Source organism: Neisseria subflava (assembly GCF_024205745.1).
Taxonomy (GTDB): domain Bacteria; phylum Pseudomonadota; class Gammaproteobacteria; order Burkholderiales; family Neisseriaceae; genus Neisseria; species Neisseria flavescens_B.
The window spans coordinates 2198500-2213981 of the sequence record NZ_CP073117.1; the positions used below are offsets into that span (position 1 = coordinate 2198500).

18 protein-coding genes are annotated in these 15482 nt (G+C 49.5%); 11 read left to right on the forward strand and 7 right to left on the reverse strand.

The annotated features are described in order from the left end of the window. Position 1: 1 nt before the first annotated feature. The 3 genes from KCG55_RS10470 to KCG55_RS10480 are packed head-to-tail and all read left to right on the forward strand — an operon-like array spanning position 2 to position 1954. Positions 2-937, forward strand: a complete 936-nt coding sequence (locus tag KCG55_RS10470) for a PilW family protein (RefSeq protein WP_254322997.1) — start codon at positions 2-4, stop codon at positions 935-937. After that, a complete protein-coding gene (locus KCG55_RS10475) occupies positions 916-1461 on the forward strand; it encodes a pilus assembly PilX family protein (RefSeq protein ID WP_254322998.1) in 546 nt (181 codons plus the stop codon). The genes KCG55_RS10470 and KCG55_RS10475 overlap by 22 nt, the downstream gene beginning before the upstream one ends. A gap of 4 nt (positions 1462-1465) precedes the next feature. Further along, positions 1466-1954, forward strand: coding sequence for a PilX family type IV pilin (locus KCG55_RS10480; RefSeq protein ID WP_254322999.1), 489 nt, complete (start codon positions 1466-1468; stop codon positions 1952-1954). Positions 1955-2006: 52 nt separating this feature from the next. Here KCG55_RS10480 and KCG55_RS10485 read toward each other — a convergent pair whose 3' ends face one another. Continuing rightward, the gene (locus tag KCG55_RS10485; RefSeq protein WP_254323000.1) at positions 2007-2627 is read right to left on the reverse strand and encodes a Smr/MutS family protein; all 621 of its coding nucleotides are present in this window, start codon (positions 2625-2627) and stop codon (positions 2007-2009) included. Positions 2628-2763: 136 nt separating this feature from the next. Here KCG55_RS10485 and KCG55_RS10490 point away from each other — a divergent pair, with 136 nt between their 5' ends. From KCG55_RS10490 to mutL, 6 genes are all read left to right on the forward strand, one after another. Then, the gene (locus KCG55_RS10490) at positions 2764-3141 is read left to right on the forward strand and encodes a hypothetical protein (protein ID WP_254323001.1); all 378 of its coding nucleotides are present in this window, start codon (positions 2764-2766) and stop codon (positions 3139-3141) included. Positions 3142-3276: 135 nt separating this feature from the next. Continuing rightward, a complete protein-coding gene (gene trpE / locus KCG55_RS10495; protein WP_254323002.1) occupies positions 3277-4752 on the forward strand; it encodes an anthranilate synthase component I in 1476 nt (491 codons plus the stop codon). A gap of 44 nt (positions 4753-4796) precedes the next feature. Beyond that, entirely contained in the window at positions 4797-5366 is a 570-nt protein-coding gene (locus tag KCG55_RS10500; RefSeq protein ID WP_254323003.1) for an RNA 2'-phosphotransferase, read from the forward strand. An 83-nt stretch (positions 5367-5449) separates the two neighbouring features. Beyond that, a complete protein-coding gene (locus KCG55_RS10505; RefSeq protein WP_254323004.1) occupies positions 5450-6586 on the forward strand; it encodes a 5-(carboxyamino)imidazole ribonucleotide synthase in 1137 nt (378 codons plus the stop codon). A gap of 71 nt (positions 6587-6657) precedes the next feature. Beyond that, positions 6658-7140 (forward strand): GNAT family N-acetyltransferase, encoded by a 483-nt coding sequence (locus KCG55_RS10510; RefSeq protein WP_254323005.1) that lies wholly within the window; start codon positions 6658-6660, stop codon positions 7138-7140. Positions 7141-7177: 37 nt separating this feature from the next. After that, positions 7178-9154: a DNA mismatch repair endonuclease MutL gene (mutL, locus tag KCG55_RS10515; RefSeq protein ID WP_254323006.1), complete on the forward strand. Its 1977-nt coding sequence runs from the start codon at positions 7178-7180 to the stop codon at positions 9152-9154. A gap of 57 nt (positions 9155-9211) precedes the next feature. On the opposite strand, the gene kdsA is transcribed toward mutL, so the two are convergent. The 3 genes from kdsA to KCG55_RS10530 form a co-directional block, all read right to left on the reverse strand. Further along, the gene (gene kdsA, locus KCG55_RS10520) at positions 9212-10054 is read right to left on the reverse strand and encodes a 3-deoxy-8-phosphooctulonate synthase (RefSeq protein WP_254323007.1); all 843 of its coding nucleotides are present in this window, start codon (positions 10052-10054) and stop codon (positions 9212-9214) included. A gap of 74 nt (positions 10055-10128) precedes the next feature. Further along, positions 10129-10512 (reverse strand): aspartate 1-decarboxylase, encoded by a 384-nt coding sequence (panD, locus tag KCG55_RS10525; RefSeq protein ID WP_003678944.1) that lies wholly within the window; start codon positions 10510-10512, stop codon positions 10129-10131. 78 nt (positions 10513-10590) lie between these two features. Beyond that, on the reverse strand, positions 10591-12132 hold the full coding sequence (locus KCG55_RS10530) for a YdgA family protein (protein WP_254323008.1): 1542 nt from the start codon (positions 12130-12132) through the stop codon (positions 10591-10593). A gap of 175 nt (positions 12133-12307) precedes the next feature. Here KCG55_RS10530 and KCG55_RS10535 point away from each other — a divergent pair, with 175 nt between their 5' ends. Next, complete coding sequence (locus tag KCG55_RS10535; RefSeq protein WP_254323009.1) at positions 12308-12898, forward strand: aminodeoxychorismate/anthranilate synthase component II; 591 nt, start codon at positions 12308-12310, stop codon at positions 12896-12898. An 88-nt stretch (positions 12899-12986) separates the two neighbouring features. Further along, on the forward strand, positions 12987-14015 hold the full coding sequence (gene trpD, locus KCG55_RS10540; protein WP_254323010.1) for an anthranilate phosphoribosyltransferase: 1029 nt from the start codon (positions 12987-12989) through the stop codon (positions 14013-14015). Positions 14016-14079: 64 nt separating this feature from the next. Here trpD and KCG55_RS10545 read toward each other — a convergent pair whose 3' ends face one another. The 3 genes from KCG55_RS10545 to KCG55_RS10555 form a co-directional block, all read right to left on the reverse strand. Then, positions 14080-14394, reverse strand: coding sequence for a CsbD family protein (locus KCG55_RS10545; protein WP_254323011.1), 315 nt, complete (start codon positions 14392-14394; stop codon positions 14080-14082). Positions 14395-14512: 118 nt separating this feature from the next. Next, positions 14513-15079, reverse strand: a complete 567-nt coding sequence (locus KCG55_RS10550; RefSeq protein ID WP_254323012.1) for an SGNH/GDSL hydrolase family protein — start codon at positions 15077-15079, stop codon at positions 14513-14515. A gap of 122 nt (positions 15080-15201) precedes the next feature. Beyond that, on the reverse strand, positions 15202-15459 hold the full coding sequence (locus KCG55_RS10555; protein WP_254323013.1) for a hypothetical protein: 258 nt from the start codon (positions 15457-15459) through the stop codon (positions 15202-15204). Positions 15460-15482: the final 23 nt, after the last annotated feature.

A 15482-nucleotide genomic window follows, 5' to 3' on the forward strand; every position in this document is an offset into this window, starting at 1 on the left:
AATGAACAATAAACGCTTACTCAACCATATTCCCAATAAAACCGCCATTCGAGGCTTCAGCATCCTTGAATTTCTGGTTGCCAGCCTACTCAGTATGATCGTCTTAATGGCTGTCAGCTCCACCTACTTTACTGCACGCGGATTAAACAAATCTGCCAACACCCGTATCGGTATCCAACAAGATTTGCGCAACGCCGCCAATATGATTGTGCGCGATGCGCGTATGGCAGGTAATTTCGGCTGCTTCAATATGTCGAATTCTCCTGCCTCTGCAGTGATAGAAGACAAAAGCTCAGATGAATATGCCTTGAAAACAGCCGGTGTTAATAAGCTGTTACCGATTAAAGAAATCAATAAATTAAGCTATACCGGCTTTACTCAAACTGGCAAAGCCCTGCTGTTCCAATACGGTATCGACAAAGCAGACTCTGCTGCAAAAACTGCCATTGCCAGCAGCTGCTTCGGCATTGCCAAACCTCACACAGAAATTAAAGATTTGGCTGCGGCAAAATTGGCTTTAAAAATTACCGACTCTGATCAAGACGGCAGTATTGCCATCATGAAACATGAAATGATTGCCTACGCTGTCGGTAAACTTGGCGAAGAGAGCGGTTTGTTCCGTTTCCAATTATCAAATGATGGCTCATGGAGTAATCCGCAGCTGTTGATTAAAGGCATTACAACCATGGATATCCACTATATCTATGCAGAATGTCCTGATTCTGAAAATGCATCTGCCAGCGGAGTAAATACAGAATCATTTGATTACAAAAACGCATTGGATATCTCAGCTGAGGCTAAGTCTCCGGCTTCTATCCAAATCGTACTGAATAACGGCAGTATTGACCCATCAAAAGAACAAGACAATAAAGTCGATATCTATAATATTAATGTCACCATTCGCGGAGGAAACGTATGCGCCGACCGATCACTCTAAACAAACCTGACCGGCAGCAAGGCTATGCTTTGTTTATCGTCTTAATGATAATGGTCGTCATCGCACTGCTCGTGGTCACAGCCACCCAGTCCTATAATACCGAACAGCGTATCAGCACCAATGATGCCGACCGTAAACTGGCAACCACCCTAGCCGAAGCGGCACTGCGTGAAGGTGAAAATCAAATTTTTGATATTGAAGGTAAAAAGACTACTTTTACCGCAAAATGTGAAAAAGGTTTATGTTCCACACCAAACGTCAAATCCAATGGCGATTTTACTGAAGAAGGCAACCCAACCGTAGATGCTTGGAAGCGCAAATGCGACAAAAGCCTGTGTATTGACGCCAATGGTACGGAATATCCTTTAGATAAAAAAAGCGGCATCGTAAATAATCCACGCTACATCATCGAATATTTGGGTAAAACGACAGAGGGTCGAATTACCTATCGCGTTACTGCCAAGGCATGGGGTAAGAATGCCAATACCCAAGTCGTTCTTCAGTCTTACGTTGCCAGCGAATAATATAATGAATACCACCTCTACCAAACAACTAGGCTTTACACTGGTTGAGATGATGATTGCCATCGCCATCTTAGCCATCCTGAGCGTCATTGCCATTCCGTCTTACAACCGCTACATTGAACGCGGCTACCAATCACAAGCGCATGCCGAGTTAGTCGCCATCAATTCTGCTTTTAAAAACCAGATGGTTAAAAATCCAAAGTGGAAAACTGATGAGATTAAAACTCAGTTGGATGACTTTATTTCCTCATACAAAGGCCATAAAGATTTGGCAGACAAATACAAATACTCTGCTGAAATGATTGATACCAATAAAAGCCGAGCTTATCGTTTGAAAGCCATTCCCACAAAAACAGGCTATACCCTTTCCGTTTGGATGGATAGTTTGGGCAATGCTTACAAATGTACTGATATTGATTCTGCCAAAGATTCCAAAACTACAATGACCAATGGCAAAGGTTGCGAATCGGTTTCCAAAAAGAAATCTTCTTAGTCTGACAACCATAAAAAAGCAGTGTTATTTTATCGACACTGCTTTTTTTATTTTACTGTTTCCAATCATCGTCTCGGCGTTGGCGTTTCAACAAAATCCTGACTGCGCCATCATTGCCTTGTCGAGGCTCGACATAAGCCAACACATCAGGATGCTGCATCAACCAGCGGCGCGTCATATTTTTCAAAACCGGTTTATAGCCTGCGGAACCCAAGCCGCTGCCGTGGACAATCTCGCCGCAAACACCGCGTTTTTTCGTAAACTCAATAAACTCGTTCAATACCTGCTGCGCTTCTTCCTGCGTATAGCCATGCAAATCCACATCCGCGACAACAGGATAATGGCCGTTTCGCAAACGCATCAAATCATTTTTACCTTGCCCGTTTTTACTGAACGAAGCTGGCGGTTCTTCCCAGCCGCCGCTGCCCACATAAAAATAATCTTCCTGCTCCAAAGTCACTATTTCTTTAGGTCGCGGCTTAATCGGAGATTTATCACGGGGCTGTTCATAATAGTTACCCGCATTTTTTAATGGCGTAACCTTACCAACCGCCTTGCTGAAATCCACATCCTCTACCTGCTTTTTAGCCTTCGCTTCGGCTTCCCGCTCCGCGGCTTCCTTTTTCGCCTGTTTGCCCAAAGCCTTCAGCATTTCTTGAAAGTTTGCCGTCATGGTTTGTCCTTTCCCAAAAATTGATTGCACCCATTATAGCAAACCCAGCTACAAGGCCGTCTGAAAGACTCTTATCATCGCTTCTTGTTTAGGGTATAGTATTAACGTATTGCCAGTCTTACAAAAGAGAGAAATCATGTTTAAACGCCCGGAAGAAATCATCGTCTTGATACTTGCCCTATTATGGGTCGCACTCAGCTACTACTTTGCCGCCATCCTGATTTCAGATGCCTACACCATTCTCCTGATTACCGTACTGACTTTCGTTTGGGCGGTCATCTGTTTCCTTTTATGGCAACGCAACTTAAGCCGTCATATTTGGCCGCTGTTCCTCGGCAGCCTGGTCGCCTGCTGGTGGCCGTACTTCACTTGGCTTGCAAGCGATGTTCCCGAAGGCACATGGTATTCAGGCTGGACATTCAAATCCATTATTGCCCTGATTCCCGTTGTTGCCGCTTATATCTTCAAGTGGAAACAAAGCCGGAAAAACAAAATCTCCAACACCCTTGCCTGATACCTCGCGCCGTCTTTTTCAGACGGCGTTTTCTATATCTGACATAACGCTCAGACTGTCAACAATCCCAATAAAATGCTATACTCTTCACACGATTTAACACCCTAAAACAGGCCGTCTGAAAGACTTATCAAGATGATCAGCAAACAAGAATACCAAGCCCAAGCCGCACAAGGTTACAACCGCATTCCACTCGTTCAAGAGCTGCTTGCCGACTTGGACACACCGCTCTCAATCTACCTCAAACTTGCCAACAAGCCTTTCACCTACCTGCTCGAATCCGTTGTCGGTGGCGAACGCTTCGGCCGCTATTCCTTTATCGGCCTGCCTTGCAGCCACTATCTCAAAACCAGCGGCAAACATGTTGACGTGTATCAAAACGGCGAAATCGTCGAACAACACGACGGCAATCCCCTGCCCTTTATCGAAGCCTTCCACAACCGCTTCAAAACGCCCGAAATCCCAAGCCTGCCGCGCTTTACCGGCGGCCTGGTCGGCTATTTCGGTTATGAAACCATCTACAATTTCGAACATTTTGCCCACCGCCTGAAACATACGGCCAAAGCCGATCCCCTCGGCACGCCCGACATCCTCCTGATGCTCTCGCAAGAGCTTGCGGTAGTGGATAACCTAAGCGGCAAAATCTACCTGATTGTTTATGCCGATCCGTCTCAAGCCAACGGCTATGAACGCGCACGCGAACGACTTGAAGACATCCGTACCCAGCTACGCCAAAGTTGCGCCATCCCACTTTCCCTCGGCAGCAAGCAAACCCAAGCAGTCAGCGAATTTGGAGAAGAACCTTTCAAAGCCTGCGTCAACAAAATCAAAGACTACATCTTTGCAGGCGACTGTATGCAGGTTGTTCCCAGCCAACGCATGAGCATGGAATTTACCGACAATCCGCTTACCCTCTACCGCGCCCTGCGTACGCTGAACCCATCGCCGTATATGTTCTACTACGATTTCAGCGATTTCCATATTGTCGGCTCTTCGCCCGAAATCCTTGTCCGCCGCGAACGCGACGATGTCATCGTCCGCCCTATTGCCGGTACTCGCCTGCGCGGCAAAACACCAGCCGAAGACCTTGCCAACGAGCAAGACCTGCTGAGCGATGCCAAAGAAATTGCCGAACACGTCATGTTGATTGACTTAGGACGCAACGACGTCGGCCGCATCAGTAAAACCGGCGAAGTCAAAGTCACCGACAAAATGGTGATTGAAAAATATTCCCATGTGATGCACATCGTCTCCAACGTCGAAGGCCGTCTGAAAGACGGTATGACCAACATGGATATCCTCGCCGCCACTTTCCCCGCCGGCACACTTTCCGGCGCTCCAAAAGTCCGCGCCATGGAAATCATCGAAGAAGTCGAGTCGAGCAAACGCGGCATCTACGGCGGCGCAGTCGGCGTATGGAGTTTCAACAACGACATGGACTTGGCCATTGCCATCCGCACTGCCGTGATTAAAAACAATACCCTCTTCGTCCAAAGCGGCGCAGGCGTAGTTGCCGATTCCAACCCAACCTCCGAATGGCAGGAAACCCAAAACAAAGCCCGCGCCGTCGTGCGCGCAGCTCAGATGGTACAAGAAGGGTTGGATAAATAATTTTTCAGACGGCCAGCGCTCTGAAATGACTAAACAACAAGATTATGATAATAAACGAAAAACAACTAAAATCCATCAGCAAATTCCTCAGCTTCATCTTGCGCCACCATCCCGAGCAAATCGACATTACTTTGGATAAAGACGGCTGGGTGGATATTGATACCCTACTGACGCAGGTAAACCATCCCGAGCGTGGCTTTACAGGTAATCCGCTAACCCACGAAGTATTGTTGGAAGTGGTCGAAAATAACGATAAAAAACGCTTTACCCTTTCTGAAGACGGCAAACGCATCCGTGCTGCGCAAGGTCATTCGACGGCACAAGTTCAAGTTGAACACAAAGTGGCAACGCCTCCTCAAATTTTGTATCACGGTACGGCTGAGCGCTCTGTTCCATCTATTTTGGAGCAAGGCCTGCATTCTGCCTCGCGCCATTTTGTCCATCTGTCTGCCGATGCCGCAACAGCCGTCAAAGTCGGCTCCCGACACGGCAAGCCGCTTGTATTGACCATCGACACTGTCGCCATGCTTGCGGCAGGACATCAATTTTATCTGGCGGACAACGGCGTATGGTTAACTGAAAACGTTCCGCCGCAATTTATCGGCAAACTTTAAAACATCAGGCCGTCTGAAGCCATAAAACTATTTTCAGACGGCCTGCGAACACCCTACCCAATTTCTTCATAAAGCGATTATCCATGAACACATCCCCCATCCTTCCTCCTGCTATGCTCGGCATTCTTGGCGGCGGACAATTAGGCAGAATGTTTACTGTTGCTGCCAAAACCATGGGCTACAAAGTAACCGTACTCGATCCCGACCCGAATGCGCCGGCGGCGGAATTTGCTGACCGCCATTTGTGCGCGCCGTTTGACGATGAAGCAGCTTTGGAAGAATTGGCAAAATGCGCGGCTGTTACGACCGAGTTTGAAAACGTCAATGCCGATGCGATGCGTTTTCTCGCCAAACATACCAATGTTTCCCCCAGCGGCGACTGTGTTGCCATCGCGCAAAACCGTATTCAGGAAAAGGCATGGATACGCAAAGCAGGCCTACAAACCGCGCCGTATCAAGCGGTTTGCAAAGCCGAAGACATCACTGAAGAAAGCGTACAATTTCTGCCCGGCATCCTGAAAACGGCTACTTTGGGCTACGACGGCAAAGGCCAAATCCGCGTAAAAACATTGGATGAACTCAAAGCCGCGTTTGCCGAACACGGCGGCGTGGATTGCGTTTTGGAAAAAATGGTGGACTTGCGTGGCGAAATTTCCGTTATCGTATGCCGTCTGAACAATGATAACGTACAAACTTTCGATCCTGCCGAAAACATTCACGAAAACGGCATCCTCGCCTACTCCATCGTCCCTGCGCGACTGAGTGCCGACATTCAGCAACAGGCGCGACAAATGGCGCAGCGTTTGGCCGATGAATTGAACTACGTCGGCGTATTGGCAGTAGAAATGTTTGTTGTCGGCGACACGCATGAATTGGTCGTTAACGAAATCGCGCCGCGTCCGCACAACTCCGGCCACCATACCATCGACGCCTGCGCGGCAGACCAATTCCAGCAACAGGTCCGCCTGATGTGCAACCTGCCTCCGGCTGACACCAAATTGCTGAGCTCTTGCTGTATGGCGAATATTTTGGGCGACGTTTGGAAGGAAGACGGCGGCGAACCCGAATGGCTGCCATTGCAAAGCAACCCGAATGCACATCTGCATCTTTACGGTAAAAAAGCCGCGCGTAAAGGCCGAAAAATGGGCCACTTTACCGTCTTGGCCAACGATGCGGACAACGCGTTCCAAACCGCACAAACCTTACATCAAAGCCTGTAACCTTACCCACTTTTTCAGACGGCCTTTGATTGCCAAAGGCCGTCTGAAATCAATTTTTCCGACCATTCGCCATGAGCCTTCTGACCATCCTCCGTCCGGCAACCGAAAAAGACTGCCAAGCCATACACAATGCCCATCTGCATGCCGTTCAATATGCCTGCATACGCAGTTACAATGAAACCATTATGCACGCATGGGAAAGTCTGCTCGACATCAACAGCTATTTGGAAACCATCTCCGATAAAAACAAAGCCTTGTGGGTGGTCGAATACAAAGGGCTGATTCAAGGCTTCTTCCAAGTCGATTTCAAAGAAGCGCAACTAGACGCCCTATACGTCCATCCGCTCTTCCACAATCTCGGCTTGGGCACGGCCCTGCTCAGCCGCGCCGAAGAAATGGCACGAAATGCAGGCCTCAGCTTTCTCAAACTGTATGCCTCGCTCAATTCCGTGCCTTTTTATCGCCTCAACCGCTACGAGTCGCTCGGTACTGCCGTGTTGCAACTGAACAAGACCGTCCGCGTCGAATGCGAATTGATGCGCAAATACCTGTAATTTTTTTCTTCTACCGTTGCTTTTTTGAAAGAAACCGATGTCCCGAATTGCCGCCCTGCCCGACCATCTTGTCAACCAAATCGCCGCCGGCGAAGTGGTCGAACGCCCTGCCAACGCCTTGAAAGAAATCGTTGAAAACAGTATCGATGCAGGCGCGACAGCGATTGATGTCGAGCTGGCAGGCGGCGGCATCCGCCTGATTCGCGTCAGCGACAACGGCAGCGGCATCCACCCAGACGACATCGAGCTTGCGCTCCACCGCCATGCCACCAGCAAAATCAAAACATTAAACGATTTGGAACACGTTGCCAGCATGGGCTTTCGCGGCGAAGGCTTGGCCAGTATCGCCTCCGTCAGCCGCCTGACACTGACCAGCCGCCAAGAAGACAGCTCGCATGCGACACAAGTCAAAGCGGAAGACGGCAAACTCAGCAACCCTACGGCAACCGCCCACCCCGTCGGCACCACCATCGAAGCCGCCGAACTCTTCTTCAATACACCGGCACGGCGCAAGTTCCTCAAATCCGAAAACACCGAATACGCCCACTGCGCCACCATGCTCGAACGCCTTGCACTGGCGCATCCGCACATTGCCTTCTCACTCAAACGCGACGGCAAACAAGTGTTCAAACTTCCTGCACAAAGCCTGCATGAACGTATTGCCGCCATTGTCGGCGATGATTTTCAGACGGCCTCTTTGGAAATTGACAGCGGCAATGGCGCATTGCGGCTCTATGGCTCGATTGCCAAGCCGACTTTTGCCAAAGGCAAAACCGACAAACAATACTGCTTCGTCAACCATCGTTTTGTCCGCGACAAAGTCATGCTCCATGCCGTCAAACAGGCATACCGCGACGTATTGCACAACGCACTGACGCCTGCTTTCGTCCTCTTCCTCGACCTGCCACCCGAAGCCGTGGATGTCAACGTCCACCCGACCAAAACCGAAATCCGTTTCCGTGACAGCCAACAAGTACACCAACTCGTGTTCCACACGCTCAACAAAGCCCTTGCCGACACGCGCGCCGACTTGACCGAAAGCGTCAGCAACGCAGGCGAAGTGTTGCATGACATTACCGGCATTACTCCTGCCCCAATGCCGTCTGAAAACGACAGCGAAAATCTGTTTAATAGCGCATCCAACTACCCGACAGGCAGCAAACCCGATACACGCAATGCCTTTGGTTCATCAGGCAAAACCGCGCCTATGCCTTACCAAGCCGCGCGTGCGCCGCAACAACGCAGCTTATCCCTGCGCGAAAGCCGCGCAGCCATGAATACTTACGCCGAGCTCTACAAAAAAACCGACGACATCGACCTTGAGTTGAGCCAATTCGAGCAGGCACGTTTCGGCAATATGCCGTCTGAAATGCCTATCCCAAAAACAGATACGTCGCTTTCAGACGGCCTTTCCTCCCAATCCGAACTGCCTCCGCTCGGCTTTGCCATTGCCCAATTATTAGGCATCTACATCCTTGCCCAAGCAGAAGACAGCCTGTTGCTCATCGATATGCACGCTGCCGCCGAACGCGTCAACTACGAGAAAATGAAACGCCAACGTCAGGAAAACGGCAACCTGCAAAGCCAACGCCTGCTTATCCCCGTTACCTTCGCCGCCTCCCACGAAGAATGCGCCGCCCTTTCCGACCACGCCGACACACTGGCAGGCTTCGGGCTGGAACTGTCCGACATGGGCGGCAATACCCTTGCCGTCCGCGCAGTTCCCGCCATGCTCGGTAAAGCCGACGTCGTTTCGCTGGCCAAAGACGTGTTGGGCGAACTCGCCCAAGTCGGCAGTAGCCAAACCATCGAAGAGCACGAAAACCACATCCTCGCTACCATGTCCTGCCACGGCTCCGTCCGCGCCGGCCGCCAGCTTACCCTGCCGGAAATGAATGCGCTCCTGCGCGATATGGAAAACACACCGCGCAGCAACCAGTGCAACCACGGCCGTCCGACTTGGGTCAAACTGACTTTAAAAGAATTGGATGCGTTGTTTTTACGCGGACAGTAACGCCGATAAAAAGGCCGTCTGAAAATGCTTTCAGACGGCCTTTTAACTTATTTGCCCTTAACGAATATCCATAGGCGCAAACGATTTCACGGTTTCATCGATTGCTTTAACACGGATCAGGAAGTCTTCCAATTGCGCAAGCGGCAATGCGCTTGGGCCATCGCATTTGGCTTGGTCAGGATTGGCATGAGATTCGAGGAACAAACCGGCCAATCGGGTTGCCATACCGGCAAGCGCCAAGTCCAATACTTGGGCGCGACGTCCGCCTGACGCAGCGGCACCGGATTCGCGCGTTTGCAGGGAATGGGTTACGTCAAAAATAACGGGCAGGTTGTTACACGTTTTTTTCATCACGCCAAAGCCGAGCATATCGACCACCAAGTTGTCGTAGCCGAAGTTTGCGCCGCGTTCGCACAAAATAATTTGTTCGTTGCCTGCTTCTTGGAATTTCTCAACAATATTCTTCATTTGAGACGGGCTGAGGAATTGCGGCTTTTTGATGTTGATGACATTGCCGGTTTTCGCCATTGCCACCACCAAATCGGTTTGGCGCGCCAAGAAGGCAGGCAGCTGGATGACATCGCAGACTTCGGCAACCGGTTGGCATTGGTACGGCTCGTGAACGTCGGTAATCACGGGAACGTTAAACTCACGTTTTACCGCTTGAAAAATCTTCATGCCTTCGTCCAAACCCACACCGCGGAAAGAGTGGATGGAAGAGCGGTTTGCCTTGTCGAAAGAGGCTTTGAAAACGTAAGGGATGCCGAGTTTATCGGTTACTTTAACGTATTGCTCACAGGCTTTCAGCGTAGAGTTGAGGTCTTCAAGGACATTGATGCCGCCGAAAAGGGTAAAGGGCGCATCGTTGCTGACGGTGATGTTGTTGATTTGGATATTCACGGCAAAGCCTTTCAGATAAGTTGAATTTGGGAAACAGGCCGTCTGAAACGTTTCAGACGGCCTTTGTTTGAATATTACAACACTGTGTGCGGCGGCTCATAAGAAATCACGTCGCGGATTTTATTATTCTCATCGACGAGGACGACTTTCGGCTCATGAGCTGCAATTTCGGGCTCGGACAACATGACGTAAGACATGATAATCACGATGTCGCCTTTTTGAACCAAACGTGCGGCCGCGCCATTGAGGCAAACGACGCCACTGCCGCGTTCGCCGGGGATGGTGTAGGTTTCAAGGCGTTCGCCGTTGTTATTGTTGACGATAGCGACTTTTTCGTTAACGCAAATACCTGCCGCATCCAGCAGGTCTTGGTCAACGGTAATGCTGCCGACGTAGTTGAGGTCGGCTTCGGTAACGGTGGCACGGTGGATTTTGCCGCCGAGCATGGTACGGAACATGGGTTTCCTTTTTGATTGTGGGTTGATTTGCGGTTTTAACTTCTAGGAAGCTAAAACCGCTATTTGTGTGATTGAGGATTAGTTATTGGGAAAGTCTGCTTCGTCAAACTCGGGTTCCGGGTCGCTTTGCAGGACTTTTCCGTTTAATTTCAACTCGCTGTTTTGCAGAGTCAGATGGGTTTTGACATTATTATCTTCTAAGGTCAGATATTTCTCGCTTGCCATGCTTTTGATGGTACTGTCTACCATCAGGCGCAAGGTCTCGTTGATATCGTCAATACTGGCGCGGCCTGCGGCTTCATCTTCGGCATTGACGCTAAATAAGCTACTTGCTTGGTTGACGGCGAGCTGCTCCAACAATTTTTGCGGTACGCTCATGTTGAAGTCGGCTTCGGTTTTCTTCAGCATATCGCCCAAATTGTTGAGGTCTTTGGCTGCCAAACCTTTAAACGCGAGCTTACCGCTGACATCGACATCGCCATAAGGCATGGTAAATTTGAAGGTTTTGACGTTTAAAACCGGATTGTTGGTAAACAGGCCTGAAGCCTCGTTTTTGGCCGTCTGAATCAAGGAAGCCTGGATTTCTTCTTCGCTCATTTTCTTCACGGACACTTCGGCAATTTTGTTTTTCAATGCCAAAAGTGATGCGGCATCCAAATGCTCGGCAGCGACATTGATGTCCAGAGGGCCGTATTTGTCTTCGCCATAAGTCAGGCTTTCAAATTGGAAGCGGCCTTCGCTGTTGATGAATTTATCAACTTCGCCGGTCTGCGTATCGAAACGCAGTTTGCTGACTTCGATTTTAGATGGAGCAATCGTGCCGGTCGGATTGATGAATGCACCGATTTGCAGGTTGGTTACAAGGTTGACCAGTTCGTTCAACTTAACGTTGTAATCGATGTTTTCTTTCCATTGCAGCAGAAATTTATCCAGCGTAATGCTGCTCTTGCCCAAAGCAAGCTTGGTCAGGCCGTCTTCCGTTTCGGATTGGAAGCGCAGGTTTTCCAAAGACACATCGCCTTTGTCGGCCAATTTGACTTGTAAAGACGGCGCAAGGTAATCGTGGCGATAGCTTTTGAAGCCTTGGCTGTAATCGGTATTGCCGCTAAAACCTTTCCAGTTGAGCTTGATACCGGAAAGCTCTTCATAGTCGAAGGCGGGGATATTGAGGCTGAGTTTGCCGTCGCCGGAAAGGTAAACTGTATTGGTCATGGTCAACGGCGTTTGCTGGCCGAAGAAGCGGTCCAAAACTTTTTTGGTTTCCGGATGGTATTGGAACTCGGTTTCCACATGGGCGCGCGTGCCGAAACCGCCGGCAAACGGGCCGTGTGTCACGTGGTTGATGACCGTAATCGGCTCTTGCAGGACGGTTTTCAAATTGTCCGGCAGGTATTTTTGCGTATTTTGAAGCAGGGTTGGCTTGAGGCGGATGACGGTCGTCTCGGTTGAACTGAACCAGCCGCGATCGTATTGGTGGGACTCAACGGTCAGGAAACCGGATTCCTGCAACAGCTTTTGTTGCTCGGTCAGGCTTTCTTCCGCTTTGACACCAAGATAATAAGGCGTGCCGAGCGCAGCGGCGACAACGACGGCGGCAGTCGGGATAAGATACTTTTTCATCACTTCAAACAGATTAGGTTCAAAGCGTAAAGCATAGCATTTTTTAGCTGTTTTGTCTTATCCGCCGTTTCAGACGGCCTTTAGGTAAAGATTGTGATATTATGCAAACATAAACGATTTTTACACTTTTGGCAGGCCTTACCCTGACTGCCAAAATGTCATTAAAGGTTTGCAAATGCTTTTATTCATTGATAATTATGACAGCTTCACCTACAACATCGTCCAATACTTTGCCGAATTGGGGCAGGAAGTTTTGGTTCGCTGCAACGATGAAATCACCATCGAAGAAATCGAAGCCCTGAAACCGCAATATCTGGTCATCGGCCCCGGCCCTTGTTCCCCTAAAGAAGCAGGCATTTCTGTTGCAGCCATGCAGCACTTTGCCGGCAGGCTACCCGTCATGGGCGTGTGCCTCGGGCATCAAACCATGGGCGAAGCGTTCGGCGGCAATGTCGTGCGCGCGCAAACGATGATGCACGGCAAAGTCTCCCCCGTTTTCCATCACGGCACAGGCATGTTTAAGGACCTGCCCAATCCGGTCAACTGCACGCGCTACCACAGCCTGGCCATCGACCGCTCCACTCTGCCCGACTGCCTCGAAATTACCGCATGGACGGAAGACGGCGAAATCATGGGCGTACGCCATAAAGAATATGCTGTCGAAGGCGTACAGTTCCACCCCGAAGCCCTGCTGACCGAACACGGCCACGATATGCTGAAAAACTTCTTGGAAGAATTCAAAGACTATCGTCCGCAAAAATCTTAATGAAAGGCCGTCTGAAAGGTGTTTGACAGTGTTCAAACCGCATTTTCAGACGGCCTGAATCACATCGGACACGAATAAAGGAAAAATCATGATCACCCCTCAACAAGCGATTGAACGCCTCATCAGCAACAACGAGCTTTTCTACGATGAAATGACCGACCTCATGCGTCAAATCATGAGCGGCCAAGTTCCGCCCGAGCAAATCGCCGCCATTCTGACCGGCCTGCGGATTAAAGTAGAAACCGTTTCCGAGATTACCGCCGCAGCCAGCGTGATGCGCGAATTTGCCACCAAAGTGCCGCTGGAAAACGCCGACGACTTAGTCGATATTGTCGGCACGGGCGGCGACGGTGCCAAAACCTTCAATATTTCCACGACTTCTATGTTTGTCGCGGCTGCGGCAGGCGCGAAAGTCGCCAAACACGGCGGACGCTCCGTTTCTTCATCCAGCGGCGCAGCCGATGTCATGGAACAAATGGGCGCCAACCTCAATCTCAACCCCGAACAGGTCGCCCAAAGCATTCAGCAAACCGGCATCGGCTTTATGTTCGCGCCCAACCACCACAGCGCCATGCGCTATGTTGCCCCTGTCCGCCGTTCGCTCGGTTTCCGCAGCATCTTCAATATCTTGGGCCCGCTGACCAATCCTGCCGGCGCGGCAAACCAACTGTTGGGCGTGTTCCACATCGACTTGTGCGGCATTCTTTCCCGCGTATTGCAACAGCTTGGTTCCAAACATGTTTTGGTTGTGTGCGGCGAAGGCGGTTTGGATGAAATCACGCTGACCGGCAAAACCCGCGTTGCCGAACTGAAAGACGGCAAAATCACCGAATACGACATCAGCCCAGCCGATTTCGGCATGGAAATCCGCCGCAATTTGGACGAAATCAAAGTAGAAAACGCGCAAGAATCCCTGCAAAAAATGAACGAAGTGCTGAACGGCAAAGCCGGTGCCGCACGCGACATCGTCGTCCTCAATGCCGCCGCCGCGCTCTACGCAGGAAATGTGGTTGCTTCGCTGGCAGATGGCGTTAAAGCCGCACAAGAAGCCATCGACTCCGGCAAAGCCAAAGCTAAAAAAGACGAATTTATCGAATTTGGCAAACAATTTGCCTAATCTTTAAAACCATAATAAAAGGCCGTCTGAAAAATCTTTCAGACGGCCTTTTATTCTTTAAATATTAAAATTTGCTTTTAATATCATTAATCAAGCCTTCAGCTTTTTCTTTGGCTTCTTCAGCCAAGTGTGCTACTTTCTCTTTGGCTTCATCGGCTAAAGCAGTTGCTTTTTCTTTAGCTTCTTCAAACAATTGCGAACCTTTTGCTTTACCTTCTTCTAAAGCGTCACTGGCTTTGCTTTCAATATCTGATGCTGCTTCTTTTACTTTGCCAACGCCTTGTTGAACCAAGCCCTCAGCTTCAAGTTTGGTATTGCTGGATACATCTCCTGCCACTTCTTTTACTTTACCGCTGATTTTATCTAATTCGCCGCTCATGGCCATACTCCTGGATTAAATGTTGATAGGATTAGTGCTATATTACCATATATCGGGGCTTCACTTCAACTTTAAAGGCCGTCTGAAAGCCAAAACATGACAAACAAATTAAGTCAGGTTAATCCATCTGTTTCAATATCGCCTCTGCTACTGCCTTGCCTATCATCTTACTGCCGAACTCATTGAAATGAAGTCCGTCGCACAGCATCACATCAGTCAAATCCTGCCCGAACATCAAACTATATAAATCATTGACGGCAAAACCATATTGCCTTGCCAAATCCTCCGCCACACGGTTATAGGCCTTCAAGTCAGCCAGATAACGACGCGAGGGTTTGACGATATTGTGTACGCTTTCCAAAAAGGGCGTGCTGCTCGCCCAAATAATTTTTGCACCCGTCCGTTTCAGATAATCGAAAATTCGGGTCAGGTTGTTGCGGTAGGTTTCCATATCGGCCACCGGCTCATTACAGCCTTGATTGTGGCGGATGTCGTGCAAACCGCAGTTGATGTGGATAATGTCTCCCACTGTCGCGCCCTCTGTCCATTGCTCGATATGTTCTAACACATCATGCGACGAACGGCAGTTTTCCGATGGAGAAACAATATCCGCCTCAGGCAAAGCGGCGCGTGTGTAAGGCTCCGATGCAAGCCGAACGGAATCGCCGATTAAGTAAACGGTCATTTTTGTTCCCCTCCCTTTATTTGAACCAACAGCAAGGCCGTCTGAAATATCACTTATATTATTATAAGAGTGCTATTTCAGACGGCCTTAACTTCAATCAAATTCTATCGTTAAATCATAAATTAACGCTGACTGTTTTTATAAAAATCAATTAATTGCTTGGCCTGCAACATGGGCAGGCCAAAACGGTCGCTCACGGCTTTCAAATCCTTCCACTCCTGACCGGTCAGATTTTGTCCAACCCATTTGAGGTTTTCCGGATTGCTTTTGATTTTCTCAAAATACGCCTGCTTGCGTTTCCAGTTGCGCGACCACACCAGTAACATGGTAAAAATACATAAAACAATCAATACAATATTGGTAAACAATATCATGTCCATACGACATACTCCCGCTTGGGTCT

What these genes read in the sequence shown, in the direction of transcription:
- KCG55_RS10470 (WP_254322997.1), top strand. Translation starts at nt 2, where the DNA reads ATGAACAATAAACGCTTACTCAACCATATTCCCAATAAAACCGCCATT.
- KCG55_RS10475 (WP_254322998.1), top strand. Translation starts at nt 916, where the DNA reads ATGCGCCGACCGATCACTCTAAACAAACCTGACCGGCAGCAAGGCTAT.
- KCG55_RS10480 (WP_254322999.1), top strand. Translation starts at nt 1,466, where the DNA reads ATGAATACCACCTCTACCAAACAACTAGGCTTTACACTGGTTGAGATG.
- KCG55_RS10485 (WP_254323000.1), bottom strand. Translation starts at nt 2,627, where the DNA reads ATGACGGCAAACTTTCAAGAAATGCTGAAGGCTTTGGGCAAACAGGCG.
- KCG55_RS10490 (WP_254323001.1), top strand. Translation starts at nt 2,764, where the DNA reads ATGTTTAAACGCCCGGAAGAAATCATCGTCTTGATACTTGCCCTATTA.
- trpE (WP_254323002.1), top strand. Translation starts at nt 3,277, where the DNA reads ATGATCAGCAAACAAGAATACCAAGCCCAAGCCGCACAAGGTTACAAC.
- KCG55_RS10500 (WP_254323003.1), top strand. Translation starts at nt 4,797, where the DNA reads ATGATAATAAACGAAAAACAACTAAAATCCATCAGCAAATTCCTCAGC.
- KCG55_RS10505 (WP_254323004.1), top strand. Translation starts at nt 5,450, where the DNA reads ATGAACACATCCCCCATCCTTCCTCCTGCTATGCTCGGCATTCTTGGC.
- KCG55_RS10510 (WP_254323005.1), top strand. Translation starts at nt 6,658, where the DNA reads ATGAGCCTTCTGACCATCCTCCGTCCGGCAACCGAAAAAGACTGCCAA.
- mutL (WP_254323006.1), top strand. Translation starts at nt 7,178, where the DNA reads ATGTCCCGAATTGCCGCCCTGCCCGACCATCTTGTCAACCAAATCGCC.
- panD (WP_003678944.1), bottom strand. Translation starts at nt 10,512, where the DNA reads ATGTTCCGTACCATGCTCGGCGGCAAAATCCACCGTGCCACCGTTACC.
- KCG55_RS10530 (WP_254323008.1), bottom strand. Translation starts at nt 12,132, where the DNA reads ATGAAAAAGTATCTTATCCCGACTGCCGCCGTCGTTGTCGCCGCTGCG.
- KCG55_RS10535 (WP_254323009.1), top strand. Translation starts at nt 12,308, where the DNA reads ATGCTTTTATTCATTGATAATTATGACAGCTTCACCTACAACATCGTC.
- trpD (WP_254323010.1), top strand. Translation starts at nt 12,987, where the DNA reads ATGATCACCCCTCAACAAGCGATTGAACGCCTCATCAGCAACAACGAG.
- KCG55_RS10545 (WP_254323011.1), bottom strand. Translation starts at nt 14,394, where the DNA reads ATGAGCGGCGAATTAGATAAAATCAGCGGTAAAGTAAAAGAAGTGGCA.
- KCG55_RS10550 (WP_254323012.1), bottom strand. Translation starts at nt 15,079, where the DNA reads ATGACCGTTTACTTAATCGGCGATTCCGTTCGGCTTGCATCGGAGCCT.
- KCG55_RS10555 (WP_254323013.1), bottom strand. Translation starts at nt 15,459, where the DNA reads ATGGACATGATATTGTTTACCAATATTGTATTGATTGTTTTATGTATT.